This window comes from Vibrio sp. 11-4(1) (genome assembly GCF_013048625.1).
In the GTDB taxonomy this organism is placed as follows: Bacteria; Pseudomonadota; Gammaproteobacteria; order Enterobacterales; family Vibrionaceae; genus Vibrio; species Vibrio diabolicus.
Map to the genome: position 1 here is coordinate 599,772 of NZ_VHSY01000001.1, position 20,348 is coordinate 620,119.

Sequence of the window (20,348 nt, forward strand, 5' to 3'; positions counted from 1 at the left end):
GTTTGCTCAATGTAATCCTGAGTAATCCATGCAAAAACAAGGGAAATGTTATTTACATACGAAATGCGGTGCACTTCACGTAAAAACACTTTCCTTTGATCTCTACCCAAAAATCAGCAACTTGGCTAACCTGTTAAAAATTAATCGAAATCTAAGGTTATATTTGCAACTTCGACATGTTAACATCATCTGCTTTTTGAACATCCTCACACTTTTCGTCGAAACGATGTGAGGGGAAATGCACGGCTTCATAGCCCTAAAAAGCGAAGTAATTATGTCAAATATGACGAATGCCGCCTCCCACACAGCGCCTATTCAGGATGCTGACTATTCTGCTATTCATCCCCCATCTCTGCTCAAGCGCCTCGAACTCACCAATCCTGTCTTTTGGTTAAGTGGTAGCTTCCTCACTCTATTCGTTTTACTTGCTCTAACGAATACCGACTCTCTAACCGCAATGGTTAACACCGGCTTCGGCTTTGCTACTAAATATTTCGGAGCTTACTGGCAAGTACTGCTTCTTCTGAATTTCCTAATTGGTTTGGCTCTTGCGTTTGGTCGCACTGGTTATGTGCGCCTAGGTGGTCTAGCGAAACCTGATATTGATAACTTTAAGTGGTTGTCAATCGTACTCTGTACTCTACTTGCAGGTGGTGGTGTGTTCTGGGCCGCAGCTGAGCCTATCGCGCACTTTGTGACTGCTCCGCCTTTATACGGTGAAGCTTCACCGAAAACTGCCGCAATCAATGCTCTATCTCAGTCTTTTATGCACTGGGGCTTCTTAGCTTGGGCGATCCTTGGTGGTTTATCTTCCATTGTCTTAATGCACTTGCATTACGATAAAGGCCTGCCTCTTAAGCCGCGTACTCTGCTTTACCCTGTGTTTGGCGATAAAGCCATTAAAGGCTGGATTGGTGATGTTGCTGACGCATGTAGCATTATTGCCGTAGCAGCAGGAACAATCGGCCCTATCGGCTTCTTAGGTTTACAAATTAGCTACGCGCTAAACTCATTGTTTGGCCTGCCAGATACGTTCGTAACGCAAAGCATGGTTATCATGGCAGCGATCCTGATGTATACCCTTTCCGCACTAAGCGGTTTGAGCAAAGGTATTCAAATCGTCAGTCGTTACAACATTATTTTGTCTGTGCTGTTAATTGGTTACATCCTGTTCTTTGGACCGACAAGTTTTATTGTTGATGGCTACGTACAAGGCGTTGGTCGCATGGTAGATAACTTCTTCCCAATGGCGCTTTACCGTGGTGATACGGGCTGGCTAAGCTGGTGGACAGTATTCTTCTGGGGTTGGTTTATCGGTTATGGCCCAATGATGGCGATCTTTATTGCTCGTATCTCTCGTGGTCGTACAATTCGCCAATTGATCATGTCTATTAGCATCGCGGCACCGCTGATTACTTGCTTCTGGTTTAGTATCGTTGGCGGCAGTGGCCTTGCGTTTGAACTTGATAACCCTGGCTTGATTTCATCTGCGTTTGAAGGCTTTAACTTGCCTGCAGCACTGCTAGCGATTACCGGTGAATTACCTTACCCAATGATCATTTCGGTTCTGTTCCTGATCTTAACGACAACATTTATCGTGACGACAGGTGACTCGATGACTTACACAATCAGTGTGGTAATGACGGGCTCTACGGAACCAAACGCAGTGATTCGCTCATTCTGGGGCTTGATGATGGGTATTGTCGCTATTGCGCTTATCTCAATGGGCTCTGGTGGTATTTCTGCATTGCAGTCTTTCATTGTAATTACCGCCGTACCTGTGTCTTTCATTTTGCTGCCAAGCATTTGGAAAGCGCCTGGCATAGCAAGTAAAATGGCAAAAGAGCAAGGCCTCGTTTAAACCGCCTCTCTAACCAATATGCGAAAAAGAGCCCTTCATTGGGCTCTTTTTAATTCTGCGCTTTATCCTACGCTATCAATGCGAATCATCACTGCATCTGGACGCCAATACTCGAATTCGCAGTCCATTAATTTGCCATCTTGTTTGTAGTTTACTCGACGAATTTTCAGGACGGGTTGTCCTTCAGCTAGGTTCAACGCCTTAGCGACATGAGCAGGCGCTGACGTTGGAATCACATCAAAACGAGAGCGCTTTGTCTCGTAGCCATACTTCTCACGATAAATACCTGTCAGTGACATGGTGAGGTTCTCGGACAATATACCTTCAAACAGTGCTGCTTTGAGTATATTTTCAACAAACAATACCGCTCGCCCATCAATAAAACGTAACCGTTCAATCACATAAATTGGGGTAATTCGCTCCACCTCTAACGATTTGGCATACTCACCTGCGGCCATTTCACTTCGCACGTTGAGTAACTTAGTTTCTGCAATACGATGCTGCTCTCGAATCATTTGATGGAAGTGAGAACGAGACAGCGGGTTGTAACAGATACGCTCAGGAGATACATACCAACCCCGGCGCTCTTCTCGATAAATAAGACCTTCAGTTTCCAAAGACACCAACGCATCTTTGATAGTGATTCGAGTCGTAGAGAACAGCTCACTGAGCTCTCTCTCTGACGGCAGTTTTTGTCCTTCCGACATGATGCCGGAAAGAATCTGCTGTTTTAAGCTGCTTCTAATTTTTCCTAATTGGGTACCAAATTCTCCGGTGCCTGTCGCTCTCATTCTGATCTAGTCCAACGATAATTTGACGAATAACATAAGGCGTTTACGTAACAAAAATATGACATTAATCAACAGAACACATATTGAGCGTATGAAATATAAGTGCCATAGAAATTCATAAAAACTGTCAAATTACTTGCGCTAAATCGTCACATTCCATCCATAGCATAAAAAGCGAACTTACTGACCTAGTCCAGAAGGATGGAGACAATGAAAACTTTGCTAAGTCGTTCAATTACTGCACCAGCGGCAATCATCGCGGTAACGCTTGCAGCACCAACAGTAGCGAAAGAAGCCGATATTGAGTCATTGGTTACCGCAGCACAAAAAGAAGGGGCGGTTTACAGTGTAGGTATGCCTGACAGTTGGGCGAACTGGAAAGACACTTGGGCTGATTTAAAGTCAAACTACAACCTTAAGCACCAAGACACAGATATGAGCTCGGCTCAAGAAATCGCAAAATTCGAAGCTGAGAAGAAAAACGCGACCGCAGACATTGGTGACGTAGGTTTTGCCTTCGCACGTGTAGCGGTTAAAAAAGGCGTCACTCAGCCATACAAACCAACAACTTGGAATGACATTCCAGATTGGGCAAAAGACAAAGATGGTCATTGGGCACTTGCTTACACTGGCACTATTTCTTTTATCTCCAACAATAACCTCGTAAAAGACGCGCCAAAAACGTGGGATGACCTATTAAAAGGCGACTACAAAGTGACCGTAGGTGACGTCGGCGTAGCAGCACAGGCAAACAACGCAGTTCTCGCCGCAGCGTTCGCCAACGGTGGGGACGAATCCAACCTCAAGCCTGCGCTCAAGTTCTTTTCTGAACTCGCGAAGCAAGGTCGTCTTTCATTTACCGATCCGAACATCGCCAACCTAGAAAAAGGCGAAGTGGAAGTGGCGATCATGTGGGACTTCAATGCGTTGAACTACCGCGACAAAATTGACCGCGACCGCTTTACAGTGAGCATTCCTCAAGATGGCTCTGTGATTTCTGGTTATACAACCATAATCAATAAATATGCGAAGAACCCTAATGCAGCAAAGCTTGCTCGTGAGTACATCTTCAGCGATCAAGGGCAAATCAACTTAGCAGAAGGTTATGCGCGTCCAATCCGCACCAACATCACACTGCCTCAAGCGGTACAAGACAAGCTAATAGCTAACGACCAATACAGCAATGTTCACCCAGTGACTGACTTCTCAGCTTGGGAAAAGTCCGCACGTAAGCTGCCTCGTCAATGGCAAGAAAGTGTCTTAATCCACCAGCAATAAGAGTAAGTCGTTATGAGCAATAAGGTCATCCTTGTCGTTCTAGATGGACTGAACTATCAGGTAGCCCGTGATTGCATGGGCTACCTCAATGGTCTTCTAGAACAAAGTCGTTCCCAACAAGAAACTCGCGCAACGCTTTATCCTGTGCAATGTGAGCTGCCCTCTATGTCTCGCCCACTTTATGAGTGCATTTTAACGGGCGTTCGCCCTGTAGAAAGCGGCATCGTAAACAACAATATCGTTCGTCTATCCAAACACGATTCCATTTTCAGTTTGGCAAAAGCCCAAGGCAAAGTGACCGCTGCGGCTGCCTACCACTGGGTAAGTGAGCTTTATAATCGCGCGCCATTTGAACCTGTTCGCGATCGTTTCACGCATGATGAAACTCTGAATATCCAGCACGGCTGCTTTTACCATTGGGATCATTATCCTGATGAAGCCTTGTTCCTGGACGCAGAGTATTTACGTCGAAACTATCAACCTGATTTCTTACTGATCCACCCGATGAATATCGACGATACAGGACATAAGTTTGGCCTAGACTCTCGCCAATACCGCAATTGTGCGCGAGGTGCAGACATTATTCTTTCCAACTACATCGAACAATGGCTTGCTGATGGGTATCAAATCATTGTGACCAGCGATCATGGCATGAACAACGATCTTTCTCACGGTGGGATTTTACCTGAAGAGCGAGAAGTTCCTCTGTTTGTCATTGGCGATAAGTTTACCCATCAGGATTGTCATATTAAGCAAACTGATATTTGTGGCACCGTTTGTCAATTGCTAAACCTTGACCACACGAAGCCATACACTCAGGAATTGTTAGCACTATGAGCAGTTCTGTCCTCTCCCCAAGCTCTAGCGAATCACGCTCAAATTTGGCAAGTACTTGGTTAAAGCGCTTTAAGCCAGCCATTTGGTTAGTGCCTTTCGCGCTGTTTTTCTACCTATTTCAACTCGCACCGATGATTTGGGTACTGTTAAACAGCTTTATCTACGATGGCGAGTTTGCCTTAGATAACTACATTGAAGTGCTCGACTCCGCCTTTATGATGCAGGCGTTTGGCAACAGCTTGTGGTTAGCTGTGTGGTCGAGCATTTTTGGCTTAGCCATTGCGACTTTGTTGGTCTCTTCTCTACGCAGAGTCAATTCTAAAGTCCGCGACGGTGTAATTGCGTTTACGAACATGAGCAGCAACTTTGCAGGCGTACCTCTGTCATTCGCTTTTATTATTATTTTAGGCACCAACGGGGCAATTACCCTTTTGCTCAAGCAGTATGGCTTACTCGGTGATTTCGACCTTTATGGTAAATGGGGCCTGTTGGCCGTTTACATCTACTTCCAAATCCCGCTGGCAGTGTTGTTGCTCTACCCTGCGTTCGACGCGCTGAGTGATGATTGGCAAGCAGCCGCAGCGCTACTAGGTGCCAAAACATCGCAATATTGGGCAAAAATCGCTCTGCCAGTGCTCTCACCAGCCTTGTTCGGTACCTTTATTATCTTAATAGCCAACGCGATTGGCGCATATGCGAGTGTTTATGCGTTGACCTCCGGTAACTATAACGTCATCACAATTCGAATTGCGAGTCTGGTATCGGGAGACCTGTTCCTTGAACCTAATCTCGCCGCTGCAATTTCGGTGATTCTAATGGCGTTACTTGCCTTTATCACAGTGATTAACCAATGGCTCATTTCGAAAAGCTATGCAGGTAGGAAGTAGTCATGCACAACGTTAATACTCGATTCCATAAAACGGTGGTTTATTCCATTGTTGGGATCATGCTCATCCCGATTTTAGCGACCTTTGTCTATTCGCTTTCATCACGCTGGGGCGCCACGGTGCTTCCGGATGGCTTCACTTTTGATTGGTACGTTAAATTGCTGACCGACCCACGCTTTTTGCAAGCATTTGGGCGTTCGCTGTTTATTTGTATTGCTTCGCTAACCCTCAGTGTGATTCTGGTTCTGCCAGCGATATTCGTGGTGTTTTACTACTTTCCGAAGCTCGATAAGCTCATGAACGTATTGATTTTGCTTCCATTCGCTGTACCACCAGTGGTGTCATCCGTCGGCTTGCTTCAACTTTATGCTGACAGTGAAATCTCCCTTATCGGTACTCCTTGGATTCTAGTAGGTACTTACTTCACCATCGCGTTACCGTTCATGTATCGTGCGATTTCTAATAGCTTCGAAGCAATTAACCTTAATGATTTAATGGACGCTGCACATTTGCTAGGGGCAAGCACAACTAAAGCGTTTTTGATGGTCATTTTACCTAACCTCAAAAAAGGACTGATGGCATCGCTTTTCCTTTCATTTTCATTTCTATTTGGAGAGTTTGTGTTCGCCAATATTTTAGTCGGCACACGTTATGAAACCCTGCAAATCTACTTGTATAACATGCGTCAGACGAGCGGCCACTTTACGTCTGCCTTAGTGATGACCTACTTCCTATTTATTTTTTTACTGACTTGGTTGGCAAGTCGTTTCAGCCGAGGAGTCAAACAATGAGCTACGTAATAGCGAAAAATCTGACTAAACGTTTTGGTGATAACACCGTATTTGAGGACATTCACTTTAACATCGAGCAAGGTGAATTCATTACGCTTTTGGGCCCTAGCGGTTGTGGTAAATCGACACTACTTCGCAGCCTTGCTGGGCTTAACCCTGTCGATGGAGGCGAGATTTGGGTAAACGGAGAAGATATCACGCATCAAGTCCCGCAAGAGCGTGGTATTGGGATGGTCTTTCAATCGTATGCGCTGTTTCCCAATATGACCGTCGAAGGCAACATTGCATTTGGCTTAAAAATGAAAAAGCTTGCGAATGATGATATTCGACGTGAAGTGGCTAAAGTCATCAAACTGGTGGATCTGGCAGGTAAAGAAAAACACTATCCGCATCAACTTTCTGGTGGTCAGCGCCAGCGTGTCGCACTCGCTCGAGCGTTGGTGGTGAAACCTCGCATATTATTGCTTGATGAGCCACTTTCTGCGCTTGATGCCAAAATCCGCAAACACCTTCGTCAGCAAATCCGAGACATTCAGAAAGAGATGAATCTCACCACTATCTTCGTAACTCATGACCAAGAAGAGGCGATGATTATGTCTGATCGTATCTTCCTAATGAGTAAAGGGGAAATTGTTCAAGCAGGAACACCTGAAGAAATTTATACTCATCCTGCTAACGAGTTTGTGGCCGGTTTCATGGGGCACTACAACCTTGTAGAGGCCAATAAAGCCAAGCAACTCTTCAACATTGATACCGAATGGAAAGTAGCGATTCGCCCAGAGTCTATATATGTAAAAGAGCAAGGTCGTCAATATGATAGCCACATCTCAGCGCCACAAGTAGGTACGATCACCAACCACCAGCTTCTAGGTAATGTTATTCGCTATCAAGTGAACGTTGAAGAGTGTGAGCTCACTGTTGACTTGCTTAACCGCTCTTCAGAACGCTTACTAGCGAATGGCAGCCAACTAGAGCTACTCTTTAACCTAAACGAAATTCAACCAGTGAGAGCCTAAACATGTCCAAACCTTTGTATGTTTTTGATATGGATGAAACCCTAATAAACGCTGACTGCGCAATGATTTGGAACGAGTTTATGGTTGAGAGAGGCATCGCGACTGATCCTTTATTTATTAAGGAAGATCAGCGTCTAATGGCCTTGTACTCTGAAGGCAAAATGGACATGGAAGACTATCTAGCGTTCTCCATGAAGCCACTAGAAAACATGCCGATTGAAGAAGTAAACGCCTTGGTTGAAGAATGTGTTGAAAGCCATATTTTGCCTAAACAGTTTCCTCAAGCCAAAACCCTGATTGAGCAACTGTCTCGTGATGGTATAGATATGGTTATCATCTCTGCCAGCGTCACTTTTTTGGTGGAAGCCGTTGGTCGCCGTCTTAATATTCCAACCGCACTCGGCATCGATTTAATCGAGAAAGACAACCGTTATACCGCTGAAATCGACGGTGTCCCTAGTTATCGTGAAGGTAAAGTCACGCGCTTAAAACAGTGGCTAGAAAATCAGCCTGAGCCTTATTCTGAAATCCATTTCTATACCGATTCAATCAACGATTTGCCTTTATGTGAATACGCAGATTACACCTACCTGGTAAATCCATGCTCACGCCTAAAAGAACACGCGAATCGATCAAATTGGACGCTATTACGTTGGAATTAGCCTTCGGTCTTTATAGCAATAAAGGGCAGCTAACTGCTGCTCTTTTCCTTTAATTGCCTGGTTATACGTGAACTCAAATTTGAGACCATCGAAAAACAAACACACCAGTAACAAAATGGCGTAAGCCATGTCGAATTATTAAAAATAATGAAGATTTAGCAGTGTGATATGACAAGATTTATATAACCAAAATGAATAAAGAAAGGGCCCTCTATATCTCATGATGTATTCAAATTCGACAGTCAAGCATTCCAGGAACAATAGAACAACATATTCACAATCCAGACTAACGATAATGAAAACATTGATTGAAGAATTAACATTTTAACAATCATTGCAACAATGTTAACTTTAGCTCCGTTGGTCGCGCTGGTGGTAAGCCTCTCACCAAGCCTATTGTCAGTTTTATATGGACGTTCGACCACCTCCAAAATGAATAGACACCCAATTTGGTGCCCTTTATTACGCCCGCAGAGGAAATTCTTTGCGGGCTTTTTTCTTTAAGTTGAAAGTCAGAGCGCACAGGATCAATTCTATTTGGTCAATCTCTCTACCTTGGAGGTAGTATACGAATCAACAAGCGGAGACAATTCTAGTAACTCTAACACCTTTTTCTCAAAGGTTTCATCAGCACTTCTCACCCAATCTAAAAACTTTTTTTGAGCAAACATAGGCTCGATTTCGTATAAAAACTCGATACTAAAGTAAAACTCATTTTTAATATGCAAATTGTAAACTCTTCGATAGTCCTTCTTATACTCCAAGTTACCTTCTACGTATTTTGAGTACGTTTTCTCTCCAACATCAATAGCCTGGCATTTAATTGGGGGGTAGCCGCGAAGAAACTCTCCTACGAGAAATTCTTCTTTCGCTCTCTTTTTTTCTTCGCTTATCGGCTTTAATCCCCAGCGATGATTTGCGTAATCGATAGCATCATTCATCATCTCTGTATGATCTCCTTTCTTAGATCCTTCAGGAGACTCTAGAGCATGATAAAACCCCACATACTCTTTTTCTATGAATGAAGACAATTGATTGACGGAACTAATATCCTCATTGGCAGACTTGATCCTTAGCCTAATATATAAACCACCTTGTTTATTTATAGGTAATAGAGGGTTTAATATTTTTTTTTGAAATGAGAAATAAATAGAAGCCAATTTTATTAACTTTTCATGCCGTTCTTCTTTTGAGTCAACATCGAATTGTTTTAACTCCACAAGATCTTGGTATACATGCCCTTCATATATATTGTTCGGACACTCAAATGACAATACTAAGTCATCTATCTGGAATACATTATGTAGCAAGTTTGAAAAATCTGGCTTTCCTCGAAAGCCATCTTTACAAGTTTTAATAAGGCCCATATTTCTAACTCTTATTCTTTAAATATGCATCAATATCTTTTAAACGTTTACTAGCCATATTAGTACCAGACATCATCAGTTGTCGTCGATAGGATTCAACACCAAAATAGGGTAATGTATGTGGGCTCTCTGTGACCTCTCCATTCATCACCAATCCCAAGAATTTACAACAACGAAGGAGACTACTTGCCGATAATGGAGTTTGTCTCGCAGCAATATTTGGGACAATATCAAAGGGATTCGTTCGGGTTTTATTGTAGTTTATCTTCAAACCAAGCTGCTGTGCGTTTTTTCCTATCTTCGTTGTATTGGCCCCTCCAGCGTGCACCACAACTTGTTGATTCAATAGTTTTAAGCTCGGATTCTTTTTCCTTACATATTCAAACGCAGAGTTAAAAATAATGGCACCTTGACTATGTACTGTCCATTTCACTTGTTTACCCTGCTATGCACATTGTTTCATTACTGCTGCTAGGTGTTGAGCATTGTGCGAAGTAAAACGAGTTTTGTCATAAACACATTCAATAAGATCCAGCTTCGCATTATCAGAAGGGTTGTGAAACAACGTATACTCTGTTGGCTTATCTTCTTTATATGCCACCTGCGTATGTACTCCCATCAGTGTCGCCGCTTTCTCATAATCATTCAGCATTCCATTTACCGTAGCATGAAGCGTATTGACTTGGTGAGTTACTTGAGCTTTAGTGTGGTCCCATTCAGCCAACAATAACTTTGCTTCGTCATTGTTCTGCACCCCATTATACTCACCATTTTTACCTGTTTCTTTCTTCACATGATACATTTGGGTTCTTTGATGTGAATGCTTAAAAATAGACTTACCATGCAATTGTCGATCAAAAGCTATATCATGAATTACAACTTTCCCGTCTCTAAGGATACAAGTTAATAAATAATGATAATTTTTGAAGGGATACCTAGTTCGAAATATTCGAAGCAATGGATTACGTTTGTGTCTAACTACAGACGGTGTGCTTGGGTTAGATGAAAGAAAATACATTTCTTTGACAACTTGCTTCTGATCATATTCATTCAGAGACGCAAGCATGATGAGGGATTGTCTTGATAAGTATAGTTTTTTATTGCTAAAGAGTGTAGCTGAAAGTCTCACTCTTCCATGTAAGAATTGTTCAATCTCATTAACCGACTTATTACTTAGCCCAATATAATCAAAAGCCTCTTTCCTTTCAATAAACTCCCAAGTCATTACGAATCCCTCTTCAAATAAAAGTGAGGCATATACTAAGGTATTATTAAGGTCAACAAGGAGACTAGATCTTTCTGAATTTCAAATATATAGCATCGCCTCCAATTTAATGAAATCAACAATTTTAAAAATTACATTCATCCCCATCTCGATGATAAATCACTAGATATATACACCTATTGATACGAAGGTTAAGTGCCTTAAGTCACGTTTGAAACAAGAGACATTTAATCATGAACTACCAATTATTGGGGGAACGTACCCATAGATACTAATTATACAGTATACCTTTAACAAAAAAGCCAGCCTTAAAAGGCTGGCAAGTAGAGCAACAAGGTCAGTGCTTACTGCTAACTAGCACTGAACTCGTATTGGATTCATTTTCGTCTGTTAGTCTCTTTATCGTCGGTTATGACTTGCTTGCTTTCTCTTTGTGGCACGTTACCTTTACTAACTGTTCTTGCTCATCTTTAATGTTTTTCACGATACGCTCATCGCGTGCGTGGATGGCATCCATATTCATTTGCTGAATATCTGCTACAGCTTCATGCTTCATTTCAGAAAAGTCCTGACGTAAATCTGAGCTCCACTCCTCTTTGTCTAAAGTGTTAGCAGCAGCGATTGGTGATGACATTACAACAATAAGACTTAGAGTAGATAGAAATACGCTTTTCATAATAAGCTCCTTGAGGATTAGCAGTTCGTTTTAGTTACAATTTATATATTGCACATACGATGCCAACTTTTATTTTGTTATTTTTCAATAACTTAGCCAAGACTATATATTCATCATTATCTCCATCTGGTAAATTTCGCTAACCAAGTGTTAAATTAACCAAGAGAATCAAACACGCAAAAGGTATTCATAAAAAGAATAACTTATCAGGAGATTTTCTCGCTGTTCTTTCATCGAATAAATTACGTAACAACCCACTCTAGAACTGCTTTGAATCAAAATACAGAAATAAAAAAGCAGCCCGAAGGCTGCTCCTAATCGTTAACATCAAGCTTGTTAACTCTATATATTTACTTCAACGCTCGACGTCACTGGCGACTTTCTGAAACGATTGATAAAGCGATGAATAAACCCCTTAATCGATCTGAAAATATTTTTAATATCTTCAAGCATTAAATACAAACAAGGCACCAGCACTAAAGTCAGAACCGTTGCGTACAACACCGCAAAGCCCAAAGCTACAGCCATTGGTATGACAAAACGCGCCTGCAAGCTCGTTTCAAACATAATCGGCAATACACCCGCAAACGTCGTTATTGAGGTGAGCGTGATCGCTCGAAAGCGTGCACAGCCCGCTTCAACCACCGCTTGTTTGATGTTCATACCCTTTTCTCTCACTTGGTTTACGTAATCTGTCATAACTAGAGAGTCGTTGATAACCACGCCAGCAGCGGCGATCAAACCAAATGTCGACATCATACTGATATCCAAACCTAGCCAGAAGTGGCCCCAAATCGCCCCCGTCAGACTAAATGGAATGACTGACATTACAATCAAAGGTTGGGTATAACTTTTTAACGGTACGGCTAACAAGATGTAGACGATGATCATGCCTGCAATAAAGAACAGAATCTGTTCATTACGCTGCGCTGCCTGCTCTTCAATATCACCACCCAATTCCGTTTTCACACTCGGGAAGACTTGCTTCATGTCCGGTAAGATATTGTCGTCGATGACCTTCACGATTTCTTGAGGTTCAACCAATTCTTCGTCTATCGAACCATAGACATAAACGGTTTGATACCCGCCTTCACGTCGAATGCTACTCACGCCCGGCTGCTCGTTGATCTTCACCACATCACCCAGCATGACCTTCTTACCTGCTGGCGTGGTAATCACAGCGTAACGTAATGATGAAAATGCTTCACGTGTCAGTTGCGGGTAACGCACCATAACTTTGATTTCTTCACCATCACGAATAAGACGCTGTGCTTCACCACCGTAGAAGCTGCCACCCACTTGCTCTGCGATCATGGTGAGATCCAGTCCGAGATCGTACGCTACAGGCGCAAGAGAGAGGAGTACTTCTTTACTTCCTGAATCAATAGAAGATGAAATATCGTATAACCCTTCTTCCTGCTGTAAACGCTCTATCAAGTAACGCCCAGCCTCGTTCAATTCATTAATATTAGAACCAAACAGCAAGTAACCAAACTCATCTCTGTCACCGCCACCCGCGCTCTGCTCGCGGATTTTGATGCTCTTCATTCCAGGAATAACTGGCATAGCTTCACGCCAACGTCGAGCAAGTTCAAATGTATTGAACGGGCGTAATTCCTCATCAACCAATGGCACCAAAACACGGCCTTCGGTACGGCTTCTGTTGTATGAAAGCACATCACGAATCATACCTTGACCATGTTCTGCGATGGTCTCTGATTCAATTTTTTGCATCACACGTTCGATGGTCTTAAGAGCACTGATTGTTTGCTCACTTGAAACGGTATCGTTCATTTCAATAGTGATCGCAGGATAATCAGTAGGCACTTTAGGGTTAGGGATCACCCGAACATAATTCGCGTTGACCAAAGCCGCACTGATCAGCAGCAAACCGCAAAACACAGCAAACACTGTCCAGCGCCAATGCGTACATGTCGTGACAAAGTTACGATAAGTGCCGTTTACAAAGCCAAAAAAGCGTTGGTTAAATCGGTCACGCCAGCCACCAGGTTTAACTGGCTTAAAGTGAGTATGTGCGAGGTGAGCAGGAAGGATTAACTTCGATTCAATCAAACTGAAGATCAAACAAAGAATCACAACGCCCGCAATACCATAGAAGAAAGCACTATCAATACCGCTAGACAACAAGAAAGGGGCAAACACGGCAATTGTGGTTAAAACGCCAAAAGTAGCTGGCGTGGCAACACGTTTGACACCGCGAACCACATTTTCGACGCCACCGCCTTTTTCTTCAATTTCGCTGTAGGCGCTCTCTCCCATCACGATGGCGTCATCGACCACAATACCGAGCACCATAATGAAGGCAAAAAGAGATACGATGTTTACCGTGATCCCTAATGCAGGCATCATCATCACCGCGCCAAGAAAACACACTGGCAGCCCAATCATTACCCACATTGCCAAGCGAAAGCGCAAGAAAATTGTCAGCATAATCGCCACTAGAGCAGCGCCTTGCAGCAAATTTTTCAACATCATGTCGAGACGACCGTTTAAATAATAGGTCGTATCCACTAAGACTTTGAGCTTAACGTCCTGCGGCAATGTCTTGTTTTTTGCTTCGATATAATTACGAACAGACTCGGCAACAGGGATAATGTTCTGATCACGAGTCGCTTCAACAGACATGTAGATCGCATTTTGCCCTGAGTATTCAAAGTAGCGCTCTTCTTCCGTAAAGCCATCTTTGATCGTGGCGATATCTTGCAGTAAAACCTTTGCACCATTTGCGCCAAGCTTTACAGGAATATTCCTAAATTCATCACCACGGTAGTACTGATTTTCAATCCTTACTGCGATCATCCCTGAGTTTGTTTTGACTTCGCCCGCAGAAAAGTTGGCAGAATAACGACTGATCGCGCTGCTGATATCGCTCAACGTCAAGTCGTATTTACGAAGAACGAGTGGATCAACTTCAATCGCTATCTCTTCCTCTGGTGCACTCAAATACACCAACATGACATTTTTGAGTTGAAGTAATTCATCCTCGACTTGCTTAGCAATGGGTTTGAGCTCTTCAAGCGGTCGGTCCCCAACTAACCCCATTTCTATCACATCTTGACGCCACTCAACTTGGTAGACATTGATCGGTTCCATACCGGCAGGTAAGTTGGATAAAGTATCAATGCGTTGATTTACATCATCCAAGACACGCTTGATATCAGCATTAACGTCTACCTCGATAGAGACATACGCGCTACCTCTAGAGGCCGTTGAGACCGTTTTTTTAATCCCGGTGACATCTTTAATCGATTCCTCAACCTTAACGAGAATACTTTCTTCAATTTCTTGAGGTGAAGCGCCAGGATAAGTCGCACGAACATCAATGTAGTTCACCTCAATGTTCGGAAACATCTGCCTTTGAATAAAGAGAAAACTCACCACACCCATGATGATGATGAACACCATCAAAAGGTTGGCAGCGACGGGGTTATTCGCAAAATAGGCAATTAAGCCCTTTTGTTTAGTATCTTCCATGACAAACTCCTACTTACTGTACGACGGTTTCGGAGTTGTCACTCTTTTTTGCGATTTGTACCGCCATGCCTTTTTGAGGGTACTCCGGCAAGGTAAGTACCAACTTATCACTTTGCTCTAAGCCTTCCCCCACAAGTAAAAATTCACCTTCTGCTCTCAAGACCGTTACCGTCCGAGGTTGAAGTTGATTCTCACCATTCACTACCCATACTGTGCGATTTTTGACTAATTCCTGTGGCAGGCGATAGATATGCTTTAGCTCCTTACCTGTGAAGCTCACTTCAACGTAGGAGCCAAATTTAATTGGAGGCTGCTGATTATCAATACCATATGGGTCCGCGATTTGAATGACCATGTTAATCATTCGGGTAGCGCTATCAATCATGCCTAAATCACGAACAACTCGACCTTCTCTAGTGGTAGAAAATACACCTTGCTGCGTTACTGTCGCAGTGAGCTCACCAATGGATTCGGGTAAAAATGCACTATCAAAACCGGCAATTGGTACATGCACCTCCGCCACTTCAATGTTATTTAGCGTTGCAACTCGAGAGCCAGATGTGACAAATTGACCAACACCAATGTCACGCTCAACAACCAGCGCATCGTAAGGTGCAACGACTTTGCAATTTTCTAAATCTCTTTTTGCTCGTTTGAGTGCTGCTTGAGCCGACTTCACTTGCGCTTGCGCGCTCAAAACCTGAGGCTTACGTAAATACAGGTCTGTCACTTGCTTATCGCTCAGTCTCTTGGCCTGGCGTTTTGCCACTTCCGCTTTGGCTTGCTCCTCAATTAAGCTCGCACGTGCGCTAGCTAAATTGGCTTCGGCTTGCAAAACCGACGCTTCGTAGTTGTCACTTTCAATCGTGAACAGTACTTCTCCTCGTTTCACGATCCCACCCGTTACAAAATTAGGGTGCCAACTTATCACTTCACCACTGACTTGCGCGGAAAGGTGTGTTTTTTCAAAAGGGACTAACTCACCATGGCTGGTTATCACCACTTTATGATCGGTAGGAAAAAGAGAAGAAGCCTGAACGGTAGGCTCTGTAATGGCATCTTTGGTTGACTCTTTTTCCGGAGCTGTCGCGGCGATTGCGGCATATCCTGCATAAGAGCCACCAACGACAACGAAAGGTAAAAGCCAACGTAATACGGGTTTTGCTAACATCGAAAATCCTTTTTTATTGTTGTTTTCATCACCATGCTTTTATTAAATCTTTGACTCCCTGTAAGCATGATGGTGAGGGAATTACATTTGAATAGACGTCAAAGCAGCGCGTACCTTGCTTTTTCGGTTGCTAACTACAGAGTTATTGCCAATTCAAAGTTAATAAAATTAACAAAAAATTAACCAACTTCGCAAGTTGCCCTGACTTAACTCTTCATTTAAATAGCAAGGGACGTGCCAGGCATTTATTTATTAAAATTCAAATAGTTATTATTACTCAACTATTTTAACCAGTGTGCTATTGGTCATAACCACCAGATATTAGTGATTATGACCAATTCAGACGCAATCATAATTAAAATAAATGATTATCTGCGTTCAAAAAGGTGAACTTAATCCCGAGAACATGACAATTCATTGATTAATAGCCCGTTATCCAACCTTGTTGGATGCACGCTGCGACAACTTAGGTCTATAATTTCTGATAAGTAACACTCTGTAAGACAAGGAAATGTACTTTGTTACATACACTCGCTAAGCTGCTCTTCCCTTCTTTATTCACAATTTTATCGGCATGTTCATCCGTGTCATTGAACGATCCCAGTGAAAAATCCACTAGCTTCCAACTTGGGTATCAAGGTGACTCTGTGCTTGCACAGTACTTTGAAGCTTACGGGAAAGACCCAAAGTCAATAACTGGCTTTTCCCCGTTAAATCAAGGACACGATGCCCTTCTTGCTCGCACCTCTTTAATCGAGTCCGCACAAAAAAGCCTTGATCTTCAATACTATATTTACCGTGGTGACGAAACGAGTCAGCTAATAACGTGGCGCTTGTATGAAGCTGCAAAGCGTGGAGTCCGAGTAAGGCTGTTGCTTGACGATATGCAAAAGCGAAACGATGACGTGATGGCTGCACTCAATGCACATCCTAATATCGAAATCCGCTTATTCAATCCGCATCAGTATCGCGATTCCCGCTGGTTCGCACTTGCTAGCGATTTTGAACGTCTTAATCGTCGTATGCATAATAAGTCTTTGATTGCAGACAGTGTTTCTGCCATTGTCGGGGGTAGGAATATCGGCAATGAGTACTTTTCTTTTGAATCACAGGTCGAATTTGGTGATTTTGATCTACTGCTCTATGGTGAGGCGGTACAACAAACTGCAGATCAGTTCGACCTCTACTGGAATAGCGCCTATGCGATACCAATGGAATGGATAACACCGGACTCACAGCAAATTACAGACCTGGCGATTCAAAAGCAGGTCGACAAACTCCAGCTAGAGGAAAAGTTCTCAACCGGCCGTTATGACTTCACTAAACTGGATATGTACCAAGCTCTCAAACAAGGCAATCTCAAGCTCTACTGGGGAGAAGCAAAAGTATGGTTTGACTTACCCGATAAAGTTGCGACCCGAGAGAGCCAACTTATTGATAATTTAACGGAGCTGGTTAAAAGTGTTGAACATTCATTTGTTCTTATCTCCCCCTATTTCGTCCCAACCGAAGTCGGCACTCAAGCATTGAGTAACGCGGCCAAGCGAGGTGTTGATATCACGATAGTGACCAATAGTCTCGCCTCTAACGACGTGTTTGCCGTGCATGGTTGGTACGCAAAATATCGAACAGACCTGCTCGAAGCTGGGGTCAAGCTATGGGAAGTAAAAGCGAGCGCGAAACTCAAAAGCAAGTGGAGCCTCACGGGGAGCAGCAGAGCAAGTTTACACGCAAAAGCAATGACGATTGATGACAAAACTCTGTTTGTTGGCTCGATGAACTGGGATCCACGTTCAGCCGCTTTGAATACCGAAATGGCCGTTGTTATCGAACAGCCAGAATATGTGCAAATGTTTCTAGAACAACTGCCGAATCAATTGTCGAATAACGCCTATGCCTTAACTCTGCACGACGGAGACATTGTCTGGACTGACATAAAAACAGGCAAAGAATATGATTCTGAACCAGAGGCCGGAGTATGGCGAAAAATGGGCGCTTGGTTCTCCGGCATATTGCCAATTGAAGATCAGCTATAACAATTGCCAATGTTTCAAAACCTCCCCGATAAAGCAATACAAGAATGGACACTAGATTTGGGGAAACACAATAAATACAAGGAAGTTCAATGTCAGCACAATGGAACGAGTACTATCAGAAAATTTTAAACCAACCTCACCGCCCAAACGTAGAAAATGCCGTAAACCTACTGAAACTCGAGAGCAAAGTCGCTCTTGATATTGGCTGCGGAATAGGTCGAGACAGTCATTTTCTCCTCGAACAGGGGTTTAACGTTCACGCATTTGATAGCCATGAAGATGCAGTAAAAACTTGTTTAACACGCTTTGAAGGCCACAAGCGTTTCTCAATTTCACAGTGCTGTTTTACTGAGTTTGACTATCCTCAATGCAGCCTGGTTATCGCGAATGCCAGTTTGTTCTTTTGCCCGGACGAAGGCTTTGAGCAAGTTTGGACCAAAATAGACAGTGCCTTACAACCTGGCGGTATCTTTTGCGGTGATTTCTTAGGAGTAAAAGACTCCTGGGTTGCATCAGAAATGCATCCGAACATTACCGCATTAACGAAAAAGGAAGTGGAAAGTTTATTCGAGGATTACGAACTCATTTCATTGAATGAAAGAGATGAAGACGGAACCACGGTAGTCGGAAGCCCAAAACACTGGCACATGTTTAGTGTGACCGCTCGCAAGCGCTAAAAGCGGTCTCTCAAGAAAGCAGCACTTCAAATCAGTGCTGCTATCAGCGATTAATTGACTGGATACACCACTTCAAAACGCTCCAAAACTAGCGTACGTTTCTCATGCCAATCTATGTTCAACTCATCGCATTCAGCTTTAAAAAATGCAGTATGCGCGTCACGCCACCAGTTTAAGGTTCTATCACCTTCGCCTTCTGCGTAGGCAAACTCTGCGGTTACATCCTCATATTTGCATGTGCTGACATCAGTAATTCGTATCACACAAACGGGGTCCCCGTTCCAATTCGTGACGACTTGTAAATGGCCCACTTGTGGCATGCTTTCGCCATGCTCTCGATACCAAAGTTCCATACTGCAAGAGGCGGTTTTCTGTCCAATTCGAACCAAATCGGCGCATACGTTGGCGTTGTATTCATCGGCACAATAATAGTCAGCACTAACTGATGGTACGGCTGCTCTTTGTTCTGGTGACAATAATTTTAGATACTGCTCTAAGTAATCCTTAGCTCGCGCGTCCATGCTCACTCCATTAATCATAAATTCGCAAGGAGGATAAAAGATATCACGGCAAATAACCACCAGGAACAAACTGAAAAACAACAAGAATATGACTTTTACGTAGACGACAATTATTTCTTTTGTAATAACTTTGCTAAACGTTTGTGCTATTTGCTATTGTTGCATGGTCTATCTGTACTCTTCTCGTGAAAGGACGTTTTATGCGCTTATTTATTGGTATTTTTTTCTCGCTGATACTTGCCTTGCCGACGATGGCATCGGACGAAAAGTATTCAGAATCGGATCTGTTAGATAGACCATTAATGGAACGCTATATTTTAGATGAGCTAAAAGCACTGCGTCAGGACTATCAGAGCCTAGAAAAACGAATGATCACAGAGATCACCGACCGCGAGCTGACGGTTGCGGATAAATCGTTGAACTATGCCAACGTGACCGTAACCTACTTCTTCTACATCATCGCAGGTGTCGCATCGCTGATCGCCTTTGTAGGCTGGCAATCTCTGCGTGAGTTTAAACACAACACCAAAGAGATGGCGGATAAACGATTAGAAAAGATCGCCCAAGAATACGAGAAGAAATTTGTAGCACTGGAGCGAGATTTAAAACGCAAAACTCGAATTATCAGTGAAAACAATAAAGAAATTGAGAAAATCAACGAGATCCATAACTTATGGTTGCGTGCGCAAAGCTCACAAACACCAGAGCAACGTATTGAAATCTATGATGAGATCTTGCTGATTCGCCCAGGTGATTTAGAAGCGTTGACTTACAAAGCAGACGCCGCGATGGAAATCAACGAATACCACTGGGCACTGAGCATCTGTAACCGCGTACTTGAAGTCGATTACACCAATGGTCCTGCACTGTATCAACGTGCTTGTGCATACTCTCGTCTTGGCATTGAAGAGCAAGCCATTGAAGACTTGGAACGCGCTATTGAATACAGCCCATCTATTCGTGATTTGCTTGCCGAAGAGCGAGACCTCGAATTGCTGCATGGTAACGAGCGCTTTGAAAAGCTCTTACACCTAGCAAACGAATAATGGAATGAACA

Annotated in this window: 18 protein-coding genes; 10 read left to right on the top strand and 8 right to left on the bottom strand. The window is 43.2% G+C overall.

The genetic code is table 11. From position 1 onward, the window contains the following. The first annotated feature begins 274 nt into the window (after positions 1-274). Complete coding sequence (locus FKN16_RS02460) at positions 275-1,861, top strand: BCCT family transporter (RefSeq protein WP_005392697.1); 1,587 nt, start codon at positions 275-277, stop codon at positions 1,859-1,861. A 62-nt stretch (positions 1,862-1,923) separates the two neighbouring features. Here the strand turns inward: FKN16_RS02460 and FKN16_RS02465 are convergent, their stop codons facing one another. Next, complete coding sequence (locus FKN16_RS02465) at positions 1,924-2,652, bottom strand: UTRA domain-containing protein (protein WP_170901921.1); 729 nt, start codon at positions 2,650-2,652, stop codon at positions 1,924-1,926. 210 nt (positions 2,653-2,862) lie between these two features. Here FKN16_RS02465 and FKN16_RS02470 point away from each other — a divergent pair, with 210 nt between their 5' ends. From FKN16_RS02470 to FKN16_RS02495, 6 genes are read left to right on the top strand one after another with little or no spacing between them, the layout of a single operon-like run. Then, complete coding sequence (locus FKN16_RS02470) at positions 2,863-3,930, top strand: ABC transporter substrate-binding protein (RefSeq protein WP_104970226.1); 1,068 nt, start codon at positions 2,863-2,865, stop codon at positions 3,928-3,930. A gap of 12 nt (positions 3,931-3,942) precedes the next feature. Then, complete coding sequence (locus tag FKN16_RS02475) at positions 3,943-4,767, top strand: alkaline phosphatase family protein (protein WP_046873802.1); 825 nt, start codon at positions 3,943-3,945, stop codon at positions 4,765-4,767. After that, positions 4,764-5,654: an ABC transporter permease subunit gene (locus FKN16_RS02480; RefSeq protein WP_170901922.1), complete on the top strand. Its 891-nt coding sequence runs from the start codon at positions 4,764-4,766 to the stop codon at positions 5,652-5,654. The genes FKN16_RS02475 and FKN16_RS02480 overlap by 4 nt, the downstream gene beginning before the upstream one ends. 2 nt (positions 5,655-5,656) lie before the next feature. Continuing rightward, complete coding sequence (locus FKN16_RS02485; RefSeq protein ID WP_170901923.1) at positions 5,657-6,445, top strand: ABC transporter permease; 789 nt, start codon at positions 5,657-5,659, stop codon at positions 6,443-6,445. Beyond that, positions 6,442-7,461 carry an ABC transporter ATP-binding protein gene (locus tag FKN16_RS02490; RefSeq protein WP_046873805.1) on the top strand — a complete coding sequence of 340 codons (1,020 nt, stop codon included), beginning with the start codon at positions 6,442-6,444 and terminating at the stop codon, positions 7,459-7,461. Before FKN16_RS02485 ends, FKN16_RS02490 begins: the two co-directional genes overlap by 4 nt. 2 nt (positions 7,462-7,463) lie before the next feature. After that, complete coding sequence (locus tag FKN16_RS02495; protein ID WP_047008044.1) at positions 7,464-8,123, top strand: HAD family hydrolase; 660 nt, start codon at positions 7,464-7,466, stop codon at positions 8,121-8,123. 533 nt (positions 8,124-8,656) lie between these two features. Here the strand turns inward: FKN16_RS02495 and FKN16_RS02500 are convergent. The 6 genes from FKN16_RS02500 to FKN16_RS02520 form a co-directional block, all read right to left on the bottom strand. Further along, positions 8,657-9,490 (bottom strand): DNAase, encoded by an 834-nt coding sequence (locus FKN16_RS02500; RefSeq protein ID WP_170901924.1) that lies wholly within the window; start codon positions 9,488-9,490, stop codon positions 8,657-8,659. A 4-nt stretch (positions 9,491-9,494) separates the two neighbouring features. Then, a complete protein-coding gene (locus FKN16_RS24480) occupies positions 9,495-9,923 on the bottom strand; it encodes a hypothetical protein (RefSeq protein ID WP_249370500.1) in 429 nt (142 codons plus the stop codon). Between the two features lie 12 nt (positions 9,924-9,935). After that, positions 9,936-10,715: a hypothetical protein gene (locus tag FKN16_RS24485; protein ID WP_249370501.1), complete on the bottom strand. Its 780-nt coding sequence runs from the start codon at positions 10,713-10,715 to the stop codon at positions 9,936-9,938. A 409-nt stretch (positions 10,716-11,124) separates the two neighbouring features. Continuing rightward, a complete protein-coding gene (locus tag FKN16_RS02510) occupies positions 11,125-11,391 on the bottom strand; it encodes a hypothetical protein (RefSeq protein ID WP_046873807.1) in 267 nt (88 codons plus the stop codon). Between the two features lie 342 nt (positions 11,392-11,733). Further along, positions 11,734-14,886 carry an efflux RND transporter permease subunit gene (locus tag FKN16_RS02515; protein WP_046873808.1) on the bottom strand — a complete coding sequence of 1,051 codons (3,153 nt, stop codon included), beginning with the start codon at positions 14,884-14,886 and terminating at the stop codon, positions 11,734-11,736. A 13-nt stretch (positions 14,887-14,899) separates the two neighbouring features. Then, entirely contained in the window at positions 14,900-16,057 is a 1,158-nt protein-coding gene (locus FKN16_RS02520) for an efflux RND transporter periplasmic adaptor subunit (RefSeq protein ID WP_170901925.1), read from the bottom strand. A 518-nt stretch (positions 16,058-16,575) separates the two neighbouring features. Here FKN16_RS02520 and FKN16_RS02525 point away from each other — a divergent pair. Beyond that, positions 16,576-18,093, top strand: coding sequence for a phospholipase D family protein (locus FKN16_RS02525; protein ID WP_048624749.1), 1,518 nt, complete (start codon positions 16,576-16,578; stop codon positions 18,091-18,093). Between the two features lie 89 nt (positions 18,094-18,182). Further along, positions 18,183-18,770, top strand: a complete 588-nt coding sequence (locus FKN16_RS02530) for a class I SAM-dependent methyltransferase (RefSeq protein WP_005392683.1) — start codon at positions 18,183-18,185, stop codon at positions 18,768-18,770. Positions 18,771-18,820: 50 nt separating this feature from the next. On the opposite strand, the gene FKN16_RS02535 is transcribed toward FKN16_RS02530, so the two are convergent. Further along, the gene (locus FKN16_RS02535; RefSeq protein ID WP_170901926.1) at positions 18,821-19,291 is read right to left on the bottom strand and encodes an ASCH domain-containing protein; all 471 of its coding nucleotides are present in this window, start codon (positions 19,289-19,291) and stop codon (positions 18,821-18,823) included. Positions 19,292-19,491: 200 nt separating this feature from the next. Between FKN16_RS02535 and FKN16_RS02540 the strand changes: the two genes are divergently transcribed. After that, positions 19,492-20,337, top strand: a complete 846-nt coding sequence (locus FKN16_RS02540; protein ID WP_005392681.1) for a tetratricopeptide repeat protein — start codon at positions 19,492-19,494, stop codon at positions 20,335-20,337. Positions 20,338-20,348: the final 11 nt, after the last annotated feature.

What these genes read in the sequence shown, in the direction of transcription:
- FKN16_RS02460 (WP_005392697.1), top strand. Translation starts at nt 275, where the DNA reads ATGTCAAATATGACGAATGCCGCCTCCCACACAGCGCCTATTCAGGAT.
- FKN16_RS02465 (WP_170901921.1), bottom strand. Translation starts at nt 2,652, where the DNA reads ATGAGAGCGACAGGCACCGGAGAATTTGGTACCCAATTAGGAAAAATT.
- FKN16_RS02470 (WP_104970226.1), top strand. Translation starts at nt 2,863, where the DNA reads ATGAAAACTTTGCTAAGTCGTTCAATTACTGCACCAGCGGCAATCATC.
- FKN16_RS02475 (WP_046873802.1), top strand. Translation starts at nt 3,943, where the DNA reads ATGAGCAATAAGGTCATCCTTGTCGTTCTAGATGGACTGAACTATCAG.
- FKN16_RS02480 (WP_170901922.1), top strand. Translation starts at nt 4,764, where the DNA reads ATGAGCAGTTCTGTCCTCTCCCCAAGCTCTAGCGAATCACGCTCAAAT.
- FKN16_RS02485 (WP_170901923.1), top strand. Translation starts at nt 5,657, where the DNA reads ATGCACAACGTTAATACTCGATTCCATAAAACGGTGGTTTATTCCATT.
- FKN16_RS02490 (WP_046873805.1), top strand. Translation starts at nt 6,442, where the DNA reads ATGAGCTACGTAATAGCGAAAAATCTGACTAAACGTTTTGGTGATAAC.
- FKN16_RS02495 (WP_047008044.1), top strand. Translation starts at nt 7,464, where the DNA reads ATGTCCAAACCTTTGTATGTTTTTGATATGGATGAAACCCTAATAAAC.
- FKN16_RS02500 (WP_170901924.1), bottom strand. Translation starts at nt 9,490, where the DNA reads ATGGGCCTTATTAAAACTTGTAAAGATGGCTTTCGAGGAAAGCCAGAT.
- FKN16_RS24485 (WP_249370501.1), bottom strand. Translation starts at nt 10,715, where the DNA reads ATGACTTGGGAGTTTATTGAAAGGAAAGAGGCTTTTGATTATATTGGG.
- FKN16_RS02510 (WP_046873807.1), bottom strand. Translation starts at nt 11,391, where the DNA reads ATGAAAAGCGTATTTCTATCTACTCTAAGTCTTATTGTTGTAATGTCA.
- FKN16_RS02515 (WP_046873808.1), bottom strand. Translation starts at nt 14,886, where the DNA reads ATGGAAGATACTAAACAAAAGGGCTTAATTGCCTATTTTGCGAATAAC.
- FKN16_RS02520 (WP_170901925.1), bottom strand. Translation starts at nt 16,057, where the DNA reads ATGTTAGCAAAACCCGTATTACGTTGGCTTTTACCTTTCGTTGTCGTT.
- FKN16_RS02530 (WP_005392683.1), top strand. Translation starts at nt 18,183, where the DNA reads ATGTCAGCACAATGGAACGAGTACTATCAGAAAATTTTAAACCAACCT.
- FKN16_RS02535 (WP_170901926.1), bottom strand. Translation starts at nt 19,291, where the DNA reads ATGGACGCGCGAGCTAAGGATTACTTAGAGCAGTATCTAAAATTATTG.
- FKN16_RS02540 (WP_005392681.1), top strand. Translation starts at nt 19,492, where the DNA reads ATGCGCTTATTTATTGGTATTTTTTTCTCGCTGATACTTGCCTTGCCG.